The organism is Streptomyces sp. HmicA12, assembly GCF_000373565.1.
GTDB lineage: Bacteria > Actinomycetota > Actinomycetes > Streptomycetales > Streptomycetaceae > Streptomyces.
Genome location: NZ_KB891852.1, coordinates 188766 through 205741, shown reverse-complemented (window position 1 = coordinate 205741; position 16976 = coordinate 188766). Strand labels below are relative to the sequence as shown.

The window sequence follows — 16976 nt, the reverse complement described above, 5'->3', positions numbered from 1 at the left end:
CCCACTGACAATCCCGCGATCACGGCTGGTGCAGGGGGTTGTCCACGGTGCCGTGCACGGCGGCGTGCGGGCGGTGGGCGCGGTCACGGTACCCGTCGAGGTGCAGCCGGTTGCGGTTGAGGCACAGGCGCTCGATGTGCGGGGTGAGCAGGTCGAACATCTCGTAGCGATCCTTGAGCTCCGGGAAGCGGGCGTGGTGGCGGAGGATCTCGGCGCGCACCAGGGACCAGAACTCGTCCTCGGGTACGCCGAGTTGTTCCTCGCACAGCGGGGCCAGGTAGCGGAAGACGCCGACGAACAGACCGGAATGGATGAACTGGGTCAGGAAGTCGGGACGTTCCGTGAGCAGGACGTCACGGACCTCCTGCGGCATGGAGTCGTGTTCGGGGAGTGCGACGTCGCTGACGTTGACGTCGTCCACGAAGTCCTTGACCGCGAGCCGCACCGGCACGTCCTGGTCGTCGAAGACGACGATGGCGTTCTCGCCGTGGGGCGAGAACACCGTTCCGTAGCGGTACAGGAAGCGCAGCAGGGGCGGGAGCAGGGCCGCGAAGAGCCGGCGCAGCCACGTCTTCGGGTCGAGTCCGGAACGCGCGACCAGTTCGGCGGTGAACGCCCTGCCTCGGGGGTCGACGTGCAACAAGGAAGCGAGCGTGCGGGCGCGCTCCCCCGGGACGAGCCGGCGGGAGACCGGCTCGCGCCAGATGACACCCAGCAATTCCTTGTACTGGTAGGGGACTTCGTCGAGGCCGTCGTACAGCGGGTGGTTGACCGTGACCGACGCGACTTCTCCCAGCAGGATGACGCCGCATTCTTCCCTCAGGAAGGGATCCGCGTCGCGGAGTGCGTGCATCCATGTGGTGACGGCGGGCGCGACCAGCGTGCGCTCCGTCGGAAGGCCGCGCCATACAAGGGTGTTGAGCACGGACAGCGGCAGTTTGACGGTGAGCCGCTCGGGGTGCGTGGTGTTCAGGAACGTACGGATGGACTGTTGCGGCAGCCGCAGGTCGCTGTCGGCGGGCAGGGGGACGATGGTGCCCGCCGCGACGGCCGGTGCGAACAGCGGCAGGACGATGTCGTCCCACTGCCAGGGGTGCACGGGGAGATAGAGGTAGGCCGCCGGGTCCAGGCCGCGGGCGCGCAGCGTCGCGGCGAACAGCTCGCGCGTCGGTGCGTCCAGTTCACGGGAGTAGAGGACATCGGCGGAGTCCAGGCCCGCCACACCTCGGTACCGGGCCAGGTCGGTGTGCACGGCGATCCAGGGAAGGCTGGTGCGGCGGCGGGCCTCGGGGGCCCAGAGCGCGGCGTCGGTCGCCGAGAAGCCGAGGCGTCCCTTGTTCAGTACGAGCCAGGGATGGCCGGTCTGATGGCCTTCCAGCTCGGCGTACCCGAGGTCGGCGAGCTGGGGGGCGCTGAGCCCGGTGTGGTCGAGCCGGGCGTCGGCGGCGAGCGTGACGGTGAGTTCGCGGATGATGTGGCCGAGGGTGGTGCCGTCGAGGCCGAGGATCCGCTTGGCGCGGACGAGGAAGGCGAGCGGGTCGGTCAGCGGTACCGCTGCCGGGTCCGTGATACCGGTGGTGACGTCGGGGCCGGTGCGGGTGCTCGGGCCGGACGTCCAGGTGAGGCTCGTCGGATCGACGTGCCAGCTGCCGTACGCGCCACGGCGGGCTCGGAAGCGCAGTACGCCGCCGGCCGCGGTCCCGCCGACCGGATCCCCGGCCAGGTCGGCCGGGTCGGCGGTCGGCGGCGCCGTGTCGTCCGGCACGGTCAAGGTGTAGAGGTGCAGGCCCGGTCCCGCCGCCGCTTGGCGGTCCGCGGGGACCGGCCGGAGGATGTCCTCGTAGGCGAACTCACCGATCAGCTTGGCCAGCAGCCGTGCGCCTGCCCGATCCCAGTTCTCACGCGTGAGCTCGGGCGGGTCGTAGAGCACGGGCTGCTCTCCGGAACTCGGGACGACGGGCGGATTCGGCACGGGGACTCCTCGGGAGGGAACCGGATCGGGTCGAGCGGTGTACCAAGAGTGACCGGCTCACAGCACTGTGCGCAGGGCTCGGTCACGGACCATGAGCGCGGCCCGCTTGTCGGGGAGGTCCACCTCGGCGGAGAAGCGGAATCCGGCGCTCAAGAAGGCGGAGACGGAAGGGGTGTTGCGAAGGTCGGGTTCGGCTACGACACGGCCGCACTGCGGGCGATGGTCGAGCACGAGGTCGGCGACGGCTCTGAGCAGCGTGGTGCCGAGTCCTCGGCCGCGATGGGCGACACCGCCGATGAGGAGGTGGATTCCGGTGTCGTGCGGGCGGGCGGGGTAGTGGCGGGCCAGCGGGTCGAGGTCGGCGCGGTAGACCTCCCAGTAGCTCATGGGGGTGCCGTCCAGGACGCCGAGGCAGGGAACACTGCGTCCGTCCCCTTCGACCTGGGGGCGCAGATGGTCCTTGGTGACGTCGTCCGGGCCGGCGAGTTCCCAGAAGGCGGCCACGGCGGGGTCGTTCATCCAGCGGGTGATGAGCGCGAGGTCGCGGTCGACGCGGGCAGGGACGAGCTGGAACACGCCGGAGGGAGTGGTGACCGGTCCCCACTCCCCCACGTCGTCGAGGAGATCGTGCTCGGTCAGGGTGACGGCGTCGAGAGCTCCCTGGTGTCCGTCGATGGGTCCGGGGCGTTCGGTGCGGGACTTCTCCTGCTCGGCGATGAGCGCGAGCAGTTCGTCGGGGAGGCGCAGATCCAGGGTGTCCTGGCCGTCCGTGTTCTCCGGCTTCTGCAACGCGTCAGACTCCTCGGCCGGTTCGGCGCGCGCGGAGGTGTCGGCGTGCTCGGCCGGGTCGGTGGGGTCGGCGACAGGAGTGGTGCCGGCGTCGGTGCTCGCATCGGTCGGGGGCACGGCGACGCTCCTCTCAGGAAGTGGTGCGGGGCGTGGTCCTCACGTACGTGGGGGCTCAGGAGTGCAGGGGGTTGGCGATGGTGACGTAGACGGACTGGGTGTCGACCGGGCCGACGAGCTCGTCGAGGCCGTGGAGCCGGGTGAGCAGGTTCGCCTTGCAGCGCAGCGTGGGTGAGTCGAGGAGGCGGCTCGGGAGTGGGCTGTGCAGCCGGGCCGGGCCGGTCGCGGTCTCGGTGAGGAAGCGCCGGAAGGCCGCGAGCAACAGCCGCTCGTCGGCGAGCTGTTGGGACCCGAAGGCGCCGATGAGGCCGAGGACGTTGTTGATGGCGAGGTAGTAGGCGAACCGCTCGTCGGTGACCTCGTCGGAGACGAAGGTGTCGCTCTGCGTACCGATGCCGGGAAGTCTCTGGTCGAGGGCGGCGCGGTGGGACTCCCGGAAGTAGTAACCCTGGTTGTCGCGGTAGCGCCCGCCGACGGGCCAGCCTTCGGGGTCGAGCAGCAACAGCGTGTTCTGCTGGTGGGCTTCGAGGGCGATGCCGGCTTCGCTGTCGAGCCAGAGCACGGGACGTACGACGTGTTCGAGGTAGCGCAGGAACCACTCGGCGGACACGGCTCCGCGGGGGCGTCCGGTACGGGCCGCGAGGCCGGTGATGGTCGTCTCCAGGCGCGAGACGACGGGGGTGCGGCCCGTGGAGGCGGGTTCGTCGGCGGGGGGCCTGGGCGAGACGAAGCCGGCGATGCAGGAGACGTCGTCCTCGGGACCGAAGGGGTTGTTCCGGATCATGACGTCGAGGCCGAGTGCCGGGGCGCCGTCGGGGAGGTCCACGGCGAGCCAGGCCGGGTCGCGGACGATGTCGAATCCGGGGTGGGCCGCACGCCACTGTTCGGCCAGGCCGCTGCGGAGCAGGCGATGGACCTCGACACCGCGGTGGAGTTCCTTGCGGAGGTTCTCGCGGCGGGAGTTGGTGATGCGCAGGCCGAGCGAGAGTTTCAGCATGGCGGGCGCGCCGGGCCGGTACAGGGTGCGGACGGAGGAGGTGGGGAACCAGGGTTCGCCGTGCGGGCCGAGGTCGGTCAGGAGGCCGGCGTCGAGGAGGGCGGCGACGGCGGGGCGGTGCCGGAGCTCGCGCATCTGCCAGGGGTGCAGGGGCAGGGCCGCGTGTCCGGCGGGCAGTGCGAGTCCGGGACCGACGAGTTGGGAGGTGAGGTCGGGGGCGGTGACCGTGCGGCCGCGTTCGGTCCAGGCCGAGTCGTGGGCGAGGGCTTCGGGTGCCACCGCGAGCCAGTGCAGGGGGAAGGAGCCGCGTGACTCCGGTGAGTACAGGCGGGCTTCGGCCTCGGAGAGCCCTTCGCGACTCTTCGGCGTCGGGTGCAGCGGGTGGCCGAGGAGCAGGGACTGTTCCGCGGCGAGGAAGCGGTCGGGGTCGTCGGCGGGCCGGTGGCGGCGGTCGGCGATGAACTCGGCGGTGCGGCGCACCGAGTCGGCGACCCGGCCGACCAGGTCACCGCTGTCGGCGGACGGGCCGCCGCTGCCGCCGAAGGGGGCGGCGCCGAGCTCGGCCGACAGCTGCTCCGGAGCGACTGCCCCGGTCTGCTGCTCGCTGGGCGGGCCGGGAAGCGCCGACTCGCGACCGAGGAGCGCGGCCAGGGTCACGGCGTCGACGCAGGGGGCCCCGTGGGGGCCGCTGTCCAGGTACGGCAGGCCGAATCGGTGCCAGCCGGTGGGCGACCAGTAGTGGACAGGGACCAGCAGACCGGTACCGCTGGCGGGCAGCGGGATCCGTAGGACACCGAGAGATGGAGGGGCGATGTCGTTCTCGCGCACCCAGCAGCGGAGCAGGTTCTCAACTGCAGCTGCCTGTGCGGCGGTTGCCGCGTCGGGGTGTTCCAGGAAGTCGACGGTGGACGCGTGCAGACGCTCGGCCTCCTGGCCGCCGCCCTTCTGCCGGGGGACCGTTTCGCGTTCCTGAGTGTCCGGGCTCTGCGTGTCGCAGGCTCCGGACGCGGTGGGACGGGGACGGCCGTCGGATGCGGGAGTGGCGTTCAAGAGTGCTTCCTTGCTCGGGGTGGTGGGCTCCGCGAGGCGGTGGTCCGGCTCTGTTTCGGTGGGCCGCTCTGGTGATCGGTGGGGTCTGCCGTCGGCGCGTGGACGCCTAGCGGCGGGAGCGCGCCACAGCGGCCTCGACCCTGGTCGGTGCGGGTGCGGCGCAGGAGGCGGGCACCGGGGCCGTGGGGAGGTCGCGGGTGGCCTGCCGGTCGGCCCGTGCGGCACCGACGCGTACCGCGGGGCCCGAGGGCCTCTCGCCGTGCGGGGCGGGCAGCGGCTCGGGCGCGGAGTCGGTGACGGCCACGGCTGTTGGTCCTCCCGCTGGGATACGGGATCGACAGCGTCTGTCGATTCCACTGTGGGCGGAGCAAGCCGACAGCCACAGGCCCGGCAAACCGTCCGGGCGCACACCAGGACGGGCCGAGCGCTGAGTGCCGGCTGCAGATCCCCCGTAGGGACTCAACGACGCGGCGGCGATAAGAACACGGGTACGGCGCAGACTCGTTGGATTTCATGACGAGACCTTTGTCGCAGCCGTACCCGCCGCACGCCCCGACGCAGCAATCGGGCTCCGGGACTACCGGCGATTACCGGCCGTGGGCCTCGGCCACCGCTGCCAGGGCGTCCGTGAGCCGGTCGACGACGGCCGTGGCCTGTTCGTCGGTGAGGGTCAGGGGCGGCAGGAGTCGTACGACGCTGGAGTGGCGGCCTCCCAGTTCGACGATCAGGCCGCGGTCCAGGCAGGCGTCGCGCACGGCGGCGGCCAGGGCGGGGGCAGCCGGCAGCGGCGGGGCCGCGCAGTCGCCGAGGAGCGGGTCGTCACTGAGGCTGTCGGAGCCGACGGCGAAGGGGGCCGCGGCGGTCTGTGCCGGGTCGACGAGTTCGACACCGATCATCAGGCCACGTCCGCGTACGTCACCGATGCAGGCGAACTCCTTGGCCAGTTGTCGGAGTTGGCCGATGATGCGGGTGCCGAGTTCGGCGGCGCGCCGGTCGAGCTGGTTCTCCCGGACGTAGGCGAGGGTGGCGGCGCCCGCCGCCATGGCGAGCTGGTTGCCGCGGAAGGTGCCGGCGTGGGCACCGGGGCTCCACACGTCCAGGTCCTCGTGGTAGACGACCACGGCGAGCGGCAGGCTGCCGCCGACCGCCTTGGACAGGACCATGACGTCCGGCACGACACCGCTGTGGTCGACGGCCCAGAAGGCGCCGGTCCGGCCGACGCCGGTCTGTACCTCGTCGGCGATCAGCGGGATCGAGCGCTGCTCGGTGATCGACCGCATCCGGCGCAGCCAGGCGTCCGGGGCGGGGATCACGCCGCCCTCACCCTGCACCGGTTCGAGGATCATGCCCGCGGGCCGCGGCACCCCCGACTTCGTGTCGTCGAGCAGCGATGTGGTCCAGCGGGCGGCGAGTTCGGCGCCGCGGGGGCCGCCGATGCCGAAGGGGCAGCGGTAGTCCTGGGGGTAGGGCAGGCGCGTGACCCGGACGTCCTGGGCGCCGCCCGACGCCTCCAGCGCTCCCGCCGTCATCCCGTGGTAGGCGCCGGTGAAGGCGAGGAGACCGGAGCGGCCGGTGGCGGTGCGGACCAGTTTCAGTGCGGCCTCGACGGCGTCCGTGCCGGCCGGCCCGCAGAACTGGATGCGGGCCCGGTCGGCGAGGGCGGGCGGCAGCGTGCGGAACAGTTCGGTGGTGAAGGCGTCCTTCACCGGGGTGGCCAGGTCGAGGACGTGCAGGGGCGCGCCCGAGTCGAGCACCTTGCGGATGGCTTCGAGCACCACCGGGTGGTTGTGGCCGAGGGCGAGGGTGCCCGCGCCGGAGAGGCAGTCCAGATAGCGGCGGCCGTCGGCGCCCTCGATGGTGAGCCCGCGGGCCCGCACGGGCACGATCGGCAGTGACCGCGCGTAGGTGCGCGCCGCCGACTCCCGCGCGCCTTGGCGGCGCAGGATCCCTTCGTGCACAGCGCTGTCGCATGCGGCTGCCTCACGCGTTGCCCCGTCGTGCGGAGCGGGCAGCGCCACCGGCGCAGGATCGGTCACGGCCACGGCTGTTGGTCCTCCCGCTGGGATGTACGGCCGACATGGGCTGTCGACTCACCTATGGGCGGGGCGAGTTCGCGTCGGCCTGACCGAGGACCGTCATGGCCATGGACCGGCACGGGCCACGGACTGAACGCCGAACGCGGATCCCCCGTACGTACCCAACGACGACGCGGGCGGAGGGCCACGGGTGCGATGGATACTCGTGCGACACATGACGAGACTTTTGCCTCGGCGGGGTCCAAAGCCCGCGTGCGGCACGGCATCGCGGTGCGGCACGCGCCACGGCTCCCTACCTCGGCGGCCGGCACGCGCGCCTCCGCACCGGACGTCGCACAACGATCGGCAGACCGCCCAAGATCCCTCCGTGACGGAACCGTTGCTGTTCCGTCGGTCGTCCCCGACGGCATCGGAATAGTGTGGGATGCCGTTCGGCGGAGGAGGCGGGGGCGGAGCCGCACCACATCCGTTCACCGCACCCGTACGGCAGCACAACGATCTCGAAGCCCAGGGGGATTCACGACATGCGACCCATACGCCCGCTGTTCGCCGCTCGACGCGCACGGAGCGTGCGCGGCAGAACGTCCCCTGTGGCGGCGGCAGTCGCACTCGGCGCGGCTCTCGCCCTGACCGCCACGGCGTGCTCGTCGGGCGACAACAGCGCGGACGACAAGGCGAGCGCCACCGCGGCCGCGGGCAACGACAAGCTCCAGATCCCGGACGACATCAAGGACAAGCTCAAGGAGCACGGGTTCGATCTGGACAAGTGGAAGAACGGCGAGTGGAAGAACTGGGACAAGGACCAGTGGCTGCGTGAGGCGCAGGACTACGTCAATCCCATCATCGAAGGCCTGTGGGACTCGGACCGCATGCGGGACGCGGACAAGAACCCGGGCGGCCAGGTCGACGAGAACGACCTCTCCGGCGACCAGGGTGTGACGGACCCGGAGCCGAAGCCGGTGGAGGCGGCGGCCGTCCCGGCCACGTACCACCAGAACGTCCCGTACGCGGGGAAGTTGGTCTTCGACACCCCCGAGGGTCAGGCGCAGTGCTCGGCGACCGTGGTCACCGACCCCGCACACCCCGGCAAGTCCAACATGGTCTGGACGGCGGGCCACTGTGTGCACGCGGGCAAGAAGGGCGGCTGGTACCGCAACATCGCGTTCGTGCCCTCTTACAACGACAACGCCAAGTCGGCCGCCGAGTTGCAGGGCGCTCCCCGGGAAGAGCTCGCCCCGTACGGCGTGTGGTGGGGCGACTGGGCGCAGACGTCGCAGCAGTGGATCGCGCAGGGCGGCCCGACCGGCGGGGCGGGCGCGCCGTACGACTTCGCGGTGCTGCATGTGAAGCCGGAGAAGGGCACCACGGACAAGTCCCTGGAGGAGACGGTCGGTTCGGCCCTCCCGGTGGACTTCAACGCGCCCGCCGTGCCGAAGATCGCGCAGCTGACCGCGAAGGGGTACCCGGCGGCGCCGCCGTTCGAGGGCCAGCAGCTGTTCCAGTGCGCGGACAAGCCGGGCAGGCTGTCGCTGAACGAGACGGACCCGACGATGTACCGCATCGGCTGCACCATGACGGGCGGTTCGTCGGGCGGCGGCTGGGTCGGCCAGGGCTCCGACGGGAAGCCGGCGCTGGTGTCCAACACCTCGATCGGCCCGGTGACGGCGGGCTGGCTCGCCGGTCCGCGGCTGGGCAAGGAAGCCAAGGCCGTCTATGAGTCGGTGAGCGAGAAGTTCGCCCAGTAGACACAGTTTCGCGCAATAGACACAGTGAGGAAGGGCCCGCCCCGGCTGACCGGGGCGGGCCCTTCCTCGTGCTGCTTCACTTCACTGCGTCGCGAACGAACCGCTGCGCGTACCGCCCGATGACGTCAGGTCGTGGCCGCCGCCGGAACGTACGGCGCGAGGTCCGCCGCGAGTTCCTCGTGCACACGCGCCTTCAGCAGCGTGCCCTCCGGGGTGTGCTCCTCGGAGATCACGTCGCCGTCGGTGTGCGCCCGCGCGACCAACTGGCCGTGCGTGTACGGCACGAGGGCCTCGATCTCGACCGAGGGACGCGGCAGTTCGGCGTCGATCAGCGCGAGCAGCTCCTCGATGCCGGCACCGGTGCGGGCCGACACGGCGATCGCGTGCTTCTCGTTGCGCAGCAGTCGCTGGAGGACCAGCGGGTCCGCCGCGTCCGCCTTGTTGACCACCACGATCTCCGGTACGTCGGTCGCGCCGACGTCCCGGATGACCTCGCGCACGGCGGCCAGCTGCTCCTCCGGCACCGGGTGCGAACCGTCGACCACGTGCAGGATCAGGTCGGAGTCGCCGACCTCCTCCATCGTGGAGCGGAACGCCTCGACGAGGTGGTGCGGCAGGTGCCGTACGAAACCGACGGTGTCGGCGAGGGTGTACAGGCGGCCGCTCGGCGTCTCGGCCCGGCGCACGGTCGGGTCGAGGGTGGCGAACAGCGCGTTCTCCACCAGGACGCCCGCGCCCGTGAGGCGGTTGAGCAGCGAGGACTTGCCCGCGTTCGTGTAACCGGCGATGGCGACCGAAGGCACCTTGTTGCGGCGGCGCTCCTGACGCTTGATCTCGCGGCCCGTCTTCATCTCCGCGATCTCACGGCGCATCTTCGCCATCTTCTCGCGGATCCGGCGCCGGTCCGTCTCGATCTTGGTCTCACCGGGACCACGGGTGGCCATGCCACCGCCGGAACCGGAGGAGCCACCGCCACCCATCTGCCGGGACAGCGACTGACCCCAACCGCGCAGACGCGGCAGCATGTACTGCATCTGCGCCAGCGCAACCTGCGCCTTGCCCTCTCGGGACTTGGCGTGCTGGGCGAAGATGTCGAGGATCAGGGCGGTGCGGTCGACCACCTTGACCTTGACGACGTCTTCCAGGTGGATGAGCTGGCCCGGGCTGAGCTCACCGTCGCACACGACGGTGTCGGCTCCGGACTCGAGAACGATGTCCCGCAGCTCCTGGGCCTTGCCGGAGCCGATGTACGTCGCCGCGTCGGGCTTGTCCCGGCGCTGGATGACGCCGTCGAGCACCAGCGCGCCGGCGGTCTCGGCGAGGGCGGCAAGTTCCGCGAGGGAGTTCTCCGCGTCGTGCACCGTCCCCGAGGTCCACACCCCGACGAGCACCACGCGCTCCAGGCGGAGCTGTCGGTACTCGACCTCGGTGACGTCCTCGAGCTCGGTGGACAGGCCGACGACACGGCGCAGGGCCGCGCGCTCGGAACGGTCGTACTGATCACCGTCCCGATCCGAGTCGATCTGTTGGCTCCAGGCGACGTCCTCTTCCATCAGGGCATCGGCCCGAAGACCTTCGGTGTAGTTCGGCGCGAGGTTCTGCGCGTCCTGGGAAGGGGAAGAAGAGGAGGTCATTGGATCCTTTACGTCGCTTGGCTTCGGGATGCTTCGTGGCACTTCTTGGATGCTTCGGGTTGTTACGGAGTGCGGACACGTGACCTGGGTCTCGTCCCGCCACTCCTGACAACGCTCGGCCCGCCCCCGGGATTCCCGGAACAGAGGGTCGGATGGCCCGCGCCGTCGACCTGAAGATGGTCGCACGGTACGGGCCGTCTCGTCACCCGGGTTATTTCCCGTGAACGGCGGGCCGAAGCCCGCTCTCCCCCACTACTTCGGTGCCTGCCGCTGCACCGGTTGCGTCTTCCACTTCGGGTGCCCCGGCATCGGCGGGGTCTTCGCCCCGTACAGCCACGCGTGGAAGAAGCCGCTCAGGTCGCGCCCGGCGATCCCGGACGCGAGTTCCGTGAAGTCCGCGGTCGTGGCCGTGGAGTCACGGTGGGTGCTCACCCACTCCCGCTCGAGCCGCTCGAACTTCTCCTTGCCGATCTCCTGACGCAGCGCGTACAGGACGAGCGCGCTGCCGTCGTAGACGACCGGGCGGAAGATGCTGATCTTCTCGCCGCGCACGGGCCCCTTGGGTGCGGCCGGCGGTCCGCCGGAGGCGCGCCAGGCGTCGGAGTCGCGGTAGGCGTTGCGCATCCGCGTCTCCAGGGGCCGGTCCGCCTTCTCCTGCGCGTACAGGGCCTCGTACCAGGTGGCGTGTCCTTCGTTGAGCCACAGGTCGGACCAGGTGCGCGGGCTGACGCTGTCGCCGAACCACTGGTGGGCGAGCTCGTGCACCATGATCGAGTCGACGTACCACGACGGGTACTCGGGGCGCAGGAACAGCTCTCTCTCGAAGAGAGAGAGCGTCTGTGTCTCGAGTTCGAAGCCGGTGGATGCCTCGGCGACGAGGACCCCGTAGTTCTCGAAGGGGTAGCGACCGACCTTCTTCTCCATCCAGGCGAGCTGCCCGGGCGTCTTGTTGATCCACGGGCGCAGCGCCTTGACGTCCTTGGTCGGGACGACGTCGCGTACGGGAAGGCCGTGCGGCCCCTCCTGGTGCAGCACGGTGGACCGCCCGATGGAGACCTGGGCCAGTTCGGTCGCCATGGGGTGGGCGGTGCGGTACGTCCAGTCGGTGTCCGCGCCGCCGCGGGTCCTGGCGACGGGCAGCCCGTTGGCGACGGCGGTGTACTTCTCGGGCGCGTTGATCCGGAAGGTGAACAGCGCCTTGTCGGACGGGTGGTCGTTGCACGGGAACACCCGGTGCGCGGCGTCCGCCTGGTTGGCCATGGCGAGCCCGTCCTTGGTGCGCACCCAGCCCACTTCCGCGTCCTTGGCGGGCATGGGATCGCTGGTGTGCCGCACGGTGATGTGCATCGGCCACCCCGCGGGGACCGGTCGCCGCGGGGTGACGATCAGGTCCTCGCCACCGGTCGTGAAGCTCGCGCGGGAGCCGTTGACCTCCACGGAGCGCACGATGCCGTGCGAGAAGTCCAGGTTGACCCGGTCGAGCCGGGACGTCGTGCGCGCGTCGATGCGGGTGACGGCGTCGAGCGGCTTGCTGTTGTCGCCCTGGTAGGTGAGGGAGATGTCGTACGCACGCACGTCGTAGCCGGGGTTCCCCAGGTGCGGGAAGAGCCGGTCGCCGATGCCGAGCGGCGCGGCGGGGCGGGGCGCGGCCGCGGCGAGCAGTGCGACGGAGGCACCGGCGGCGAGCAGGGCGGCGGTGCGAGGGTGTCGGGGACTTCGTGTGCTGAGCAGCATGAACTACGGCTATCAGCGCACCGCCGGACTCGTCGGGCGGCACGCGCCGCACCCACCCGAACGAGACCGTCTCGGGCCCTAAGGCGCTCCGGCCGCCGCATGCTGGGCGCGCCCGACGTCGTACACCCCCGGGACGTTGCGCATCGCCCGCATCACGGCCTGGAGGTGGGCGGAGCCGGGGAGTTGGAGGGTGTACGTGTGCCGGACGCGGCCCTGGGCGGGGGGTTCGACGGTCGCGGAGATGATGGCGACGCCCTCGAGCGCTATGGCTTCGGTCAGGTCGGCCAGCAGGTGCGGGCGGCTGAAGGACTCGGCGGTCAGGGTCACCCGGTACTCGGCGGTCTCCGCGTCGGCCCAGCGCACGCCCACCTCGGCGCGCCCGGCGTCCTTCATGCGGGCCACGGCGGGGCACTCGACACGGTGCACGGTGACGGCGCCGCCGCGGACGGCGAAGCCGGTCACCTTGTCGGGCGGTACGGGCGTACAGCAGCCCGCGAGCCGGACGGTGGCACCCGGCTGGTCGACGACGGCGTTGGCCGCCGAGGGGCGGGCCGAGGGGCCGCTGTAGGGGGCACGCGGCGCGGGTTCCGTCGCGCTGGGCCCCTCCGGGTGCGCGGTCAGCCAGCGGCGGATGGCGATGCGCGCGGCGGGCGTACGGGCGTGGTCGAGCCAGTCGCGGGACGGCTCGGAGGCCGCGCCGCCTTCCATGTGGTCCATGAGGAGCTGCACGGTGTCGCCGTCGTGCAGCACCGTACTGAGCGTGGCCAGGCGGCCGTTGACCCGCGCGCCGATGCAGGCGTGGGCGTCCTCGCCGTACTGGGCGTACGCGGCGTCCACACAACTGGCGCCCGCGGGAAGGCCGATGGTGCCGCCGTCGGGCCGGAAGACGGTGATCTCGCGGTCCTGCGCGAGGTCTTCCCTGAGCGTGGACCAGAAGGTGTCGGCGTCGGGCGCGGACTGCTGCCAGTCGAGGAGACGGGAGAGCCAGCCGGGACGGGTGGGGTCGGAGCGCTCGCCGACGGTGTCCAGGTCCCCTTCGCCGGACGGCGTGTACGGGTTGCCGAGCGCGACGACGCCGGCCTCCGCCACCTTGTGCATCTGGTGCGTGCGGATGAGGACTTCGGCGACTTCGCCGTCGCCGCGCGCGACCGCGGTGTGCAGCGACTGGTACAGGTTGAACTTCGGTACGGCGATGAAGTCCTTGAACTCCGAGACCACCGGCGTGAAACAGGTGTGCAGCTCACCGAGGACGCCGTAACAGTCGGCGTCCTCGGAGACGAGCACAAGGAGGCGGCCGAAATCGGCGCCGCGCAGCTCGCCGCGTTTGCGCAGCACCCGGTTCACGGAGACGGAGTGCCTCGGCCGGATGAGGACCTCGGCGCTCAGGCCCGCCTCGCGCAGCACGCCGCGCACCTCGTCGGCGATCTCCGCGAGGGGCTTCTCGGCGCGGGCCGCGTCGGCCGCGATGAGGGCCTGCGTCTGCGCGTACTCCTCGGGGCGCAGGATCGCGAAGACGAGGTCCTCGAGCTCGGTCTTGAGCGCCTGCACACCGAGGCGCTCGGCGAGCGGGATGAGGACGTCGCGGGTGACCTTGGCGATCCGTTCCTGCTTCTCCTGGCGCATGACGCCGAGGGTGCGCATGTTGTGCAGGCGGTCGGCGAGCTTGATCGACATGACGCGTACGTCGTTGCCGGTCGCGACCAGCATCTTGCGGAAGGTCTCGGGCTCGGCCGCGGCGCCGTAGTCGACCTTCTCTAGCTTGGTGACGCCGTCGACCAGGTACGCGACCTCGGCGCCGAACTCCTCGCGCACCTGGTCGAGCGTCACGTCCGTGTCCTCGACGGTGTCGTGGAGGAGGGAGGCGGTCAGCGTCGTGGTCTCCGCACCCAGCGCGGCCAGGATCAGCGTCACGGCCAGGGGGTGGGTGATGTACGGCTCGCCGCTCTTGCGCATCTGGCCGCGGTGCGAGGACTCGGCCAGGACGTAGGCGCGGCGCAGCGGCTCCAAGTCGGCGTCGGCGTAGTGCGCGCGATGCGCCTCGGCCACATGGCCGATCGCGTCGGGCAGCCGGTCGCGGCCGGCCGGTCCGAGGAGCGCGGCGCGGCCCAGACGTCGCAGGTCGATCCGGGGTCGGCCACGCCGGCGCGGTGCTCCGGGCGTGATCGGCCCCGGGGTGGCGGGGTTGGTCGCCTCCGCACTCATGAGCACCTCCGGCTTCGTCGACCGGTGGCGGGCTGGCGGGGGCACCCGTCCGGACCGGTGCTTGATGCTACCGAGCCCATCACGTGGCGCAGTCCCGCTCTCGCCCAGCGTGAAACGGATCACCCATTCGAGCGACAGTTCACGGGTTTACGGTTTCGATCGCCGCGAACCAGTCCGCGTCGATCTCACCCTCGGCCACGATCACGGCCGGTCCGGTCATCTCGATCTCGCCGTCGGGCCGCTCGGTGATGGTCAGGCGGCCGCCGAGGACATCGATCTCGTACGTCACCGGGGCTCCGGTGGCGGTGGGGTCGAGGCCGTCGCGGCGGGCCGTGGCGACGGCCACCGCGCAGGCGCCGGTGCCGCACGAGCGGGTCTCGCCGGAGCCGCGCTCGTGCACGCGCATGGCGACGTGCCGCGGGCCGCGGTCGGCGACGAACTCGACGTTGACCCCCTGCGGGTAGGCGCTCGCCGGGGCGAAGGGCGGTGCGTCGAGCAGGCGGCCCGCGTGCGCGAGGTCGGCCACGAAGGCGACGGCGTGCGGGTTGCCCATGTTCACGTTCAGGGCGGGCCAGGTGCGGTCGTCGACGGAGACGGTGACCTCCCCCTCAGGGAGCACCGCCCGGCCCATGCTGACCGTGACCAGGCCTTCCTTGTCGATGTGGACCTTCTTGACGCCGCCCCGGGTGGCCACGGCGAGGTCGCCCGCGGTGATGTGTCCGGCGTGCTGGAGATAGCGGGCGAAGACCCGGACCCCGTTGCCGCACATCTCGGCGATCGAGCCGTCGCCGTTGCGGTAGTCCATGAACCATTCGGCCTCGTCGGCCAGGTGCCGTGCCTCGGGGTGGGCCGCGGAGCGCACGACGTGGAGGACGCCGTCGCCGCCGATGCCGGCGCGGCGGTCGCAGAGCGCGGCCACGGCTGCCGGGGGCAGGTCGATGGCGTTCTCCGGGTCCGGGACGATCACGAAGTCGTTCTCGGTCCCGTGACCCTTGAGGAAGGAGAGGCGACCGTGCGAGGCGCCTCGGTCAGGGGTGGTGGCGGGCGACGGGTTGGACGTCATCTCTCGATCGTACGAGATGGGTCCGGCAACCTGGACGGTGGAGTGCGCTCAGCGGAGTCTGGCCACGCGCCAGACGGCGAGCACCGTCACGGCCGCCACCACGACCACGTACGCGCCCACGACCCGCCAGTCCGGCCAGCGGCCCGAGCCGCGGGGCGGAAGGCCGGGCAGCGTGTAACCCACCCGGCGTGCCGCCATCAGGCCCCAGCCGGCCGCGCAGGAGCTGATCAGCAGGCCGAGCATCGCCACGACGGCGCCGCCGTCGCCGAACTCGAAGAAGAGCGGGAACGCGAACATCAGGGAGCCGATGGTGGCGAGGGCCACGATCGGCGCGAGCTGCCAGATGCGGAGCCTGCGCTGTGGGCGCAGCTCGACCTCGACCTCCGCCGCTTCGTCCTGCGCGGCGATCTCCTCGACGGTGGGCCCGTCGGCGATCACGCCTTCCGGGGTCGCGTCAGGACCGTCGGAGCTCAACTGCTCCCCGCCTGGTGCGGTGTCACGAGGGCCGGCCTCCATCGCCACGCGCCCTCCCACTCCGGACTGTCTGGTCGATCGATGGTCGATGATGGCACGGCCGCGGGGGCCGGGATGACCGCCCGGGCGTCCCGATGCCATCACGTGATCAGGCTGTAACCGGTCGTTCGACCAACGCCATTGCGCGCGCCGGGAGTTCCGTGCGATGGGCGACGGCCCCACTGAGCCAATGCACCCGGGGGTCGCGGCGGAACCACGAGTCCTGGCGGCGCGCGAAGCGCTTGGTGGCGCGTACGGTCTCGGCGCGCGCCTCGTCCTCGGTGCACTCCCCGGCGAGCGCGGCGAGGACCTGCTGGTACCCGAGCGCCCGCGACGCCGTACGGCCCTCGCGCAGGCCCTCCGTCTCCAGCGCGCGTACCTCGTCGACGAGTCCGGCCGCCCACATGCGGTCCACGCGCGTGGTGATGCGTTCGTCGAGTTCGGGCCGCTCTACGTCGACGCCGATCTGGACGGTGTCGTAGACGGAGTCGTGTCCCGGCAGGTTGGCCGTGAACGGCTTTCCGGTGATCTCGATGACTTCGAGGGCGCGCACGATGCGCCGGCCGTTGCTCGACAGGATCGCCGTGGCCGCTTCCGGGTCGGCGGCGGCGAGTCGGGTGTGCAGGGCGCCGGAACCGTGCCGCTCCAGCTCCGCCTCCAGGCGGGCCCGGACCTCGGGGTCGGTGCCGGGGAACTCCATCTTGTCGACGGCACCCCGCACGTAGAGCCCGGAGCCGCCCACGAGGACGGGCCAGCGCCCCTCGGCGAGGAGCCGGTCGATCTCGGTGCGGGCGAGTCTCTGGTACTCGGCGACGCTCGCCGCCTCCGTGACGTCCCAGATGTCGAGGAGATGGTGCGGGACTCCGGCGCGCTCCTCGGGCGTCAGCTTGGCGGTGCCGATGTCCATCCCTCGGTACAACTGCATGGAGTCGGCGTTGACTACTTCACCGCCCAGTTCCTTGGCGAGGAAGACACCCAGATCCGACTTTCCGGCGGCGGTGGGACCGACGACGGCGATGACCCGCGGGGCGGGAGCTGCGCTACTCACCGCCCCAGTCTCGCAAACCCCGGCACCACTTCTCGAACGAGCTACGTGACGCCACAGGTCCGGGTTCGTTGCCTGT

At 71.4% G+C, this 16976-nt stretch carries 12 protein-coding genes; 1 reads left to right on the top strand and 11 read right to left on the bottom strand.

Going from position 1 to position 16976, the window contains the following annotated elements; all coding sequences use genetic code 11:
* Positions 1-19 precede the first annotated feature (19 nt).
* From B072_RS0141565 to B072_RS0141545, 5 genes are all read right to left on the bottom strand, one after another.
* Positions 20-1972, bottom strand: a complete 1953-nt coding sequence (locus B072_RS0141565) for an IucA/IucC family protein (RefSeq protein WP_018535932.1) — start codon at positions 1970-1972, stop codon at positions 20-22.
* A gap of 57 nt (positions 1973-2029) precedes the next feature.
* Positions 2030-2878, bottom strand: a complete 849-nt coding sequence (locus B072_RS0141560) for a GNAT family N-acetyltransferase (protein ID WP_018535931.1) — start codon at positions 2876-2878, stop codon at positions 2030-2032.
* A gap of 55 nt (positions 2879-2933) precedes the next feature.
* Positions 2934-4925: an IucA/IucC family protein gene (locus B072_RS0141555; protein ID WP_018535930.1), complete on the bottom strand. Its 1992-nt coding sequence runs from the start codon at positions 4923-4925 to the stop codon at positions 2934-2936.
* 106 nt (positions 4926-5031) lie between these two features.
* Entirely contained in the window at positions 5032-5229 is a 198-nt protein-coding gene (locus tag B072_RS0141550) for a hypothetical protein (RefSeq protein ID WP_018535929.1), read from the bottom strand.
* 283 nt (positions 5230-5512) lie between these two features.
* The gene (locus tag B072_RS0141545; RefSeq protein ID WP_026246877.1) at positions 5513-6967 is read right to left on the bottom strand and encodes a diaminobutyrate--2-oxoglutarate transaminase family protein; all 1455 of its coding nucleotides are present in this window, start codon (positions 6965-6967) and stop codon (positions 5513-5515) included.
* Positions 6968-7485: 518 nt separating this feature from the next.
* On the opposite strand from B072_RS0141545, the gene B072_RS0141540 reads away from it, so the two are divergent.
* Positions 7486-8706: a trypsin-like serine peptidase gene (locus tag B072_RS0141540; RefSeq protein WP_026246876.1), complete on the top strand. Its 1221-nt coding sequence runs from the start codon at positions 7486-7488 to the stop codon at positions 8704-8706.
* A gap of 125 nt (positions 8707-8831) precedes the next feature.
* Here the strand turns inward: B072_RS0141540 and hflX are convergent, their stop codons facing one another.
* The 6 genes from hflX to miaA all read right to left on the bottom strand — a co-directional run bounded on the left by hflX (position 8832) and on the right by miaA (position 16900).
* Positions 8832-10340: a GTPase HflX gene (gene hflX, locus B072_RS0141535; RefSeq protein ID WP_018535926.1), complete on the bottom strand. Its 1509-nt coding sequence runs from the start codon at positions 10338-10340 to the stop codon at positions 8832-8834.
* Positions 10341-10592: 252 nt separating this feature from the next.
* Positions 10593-12074: a M1 family metallopeptidase gene (locus B072_RS0141530; protein ID WP_018535925.1), complete on the bottom strand. Its 1482-nt coding sequence runs from the start codon at positions 12072-12074 to the stop codon at positions 10593-10595.
* Between the two features lie 78 nt (positions 12075-12152).
* A complete protein-coding gene (locus tag B072_RS0141525; protein ID WP_018535924.1) occupies positions 12153-14276 on the bottom strand; it encodes a RelA/SpoT family protein in 2124 nt (707 codons plus the stop codon).
* Positions 14277-14415: 139 nt separating this feature from the next.
* Positions 14416-15339, bottom strand: a complete 924-nt coding sequence (gene dapF, locus B072_RS0141520; RefSeq protein WP_018535923.1) for a diaminopimelate epimerase — start codon at positions 15337-15339, stop codon at positions 14416-14418.
* 48 nt (positions 15340-15387) lie between these two features.
* Entirely contained in the window at positions 15388-15855 is a 468-nt protein-coding gene (locus B072_RS0141515) for a hypothetical protein (protein WP_026246874.1), read from the bottom strand.
* 106 nt (positions 15856-15961) lie between these two features.
* Entirely contained in the window at positions 15962-16900 is a 939-nt protein-coding gene (miaA, locus tag B072_RS0141510; RefSeq protein ID WP_018535921.1) for a tRNA (adenosine(37)-N6)-dimethylallyltransferase MiaA, read from the bottom strand.
* Between the last annotated feature and the right edge of the window lie 76 nt (positions 16901-16976).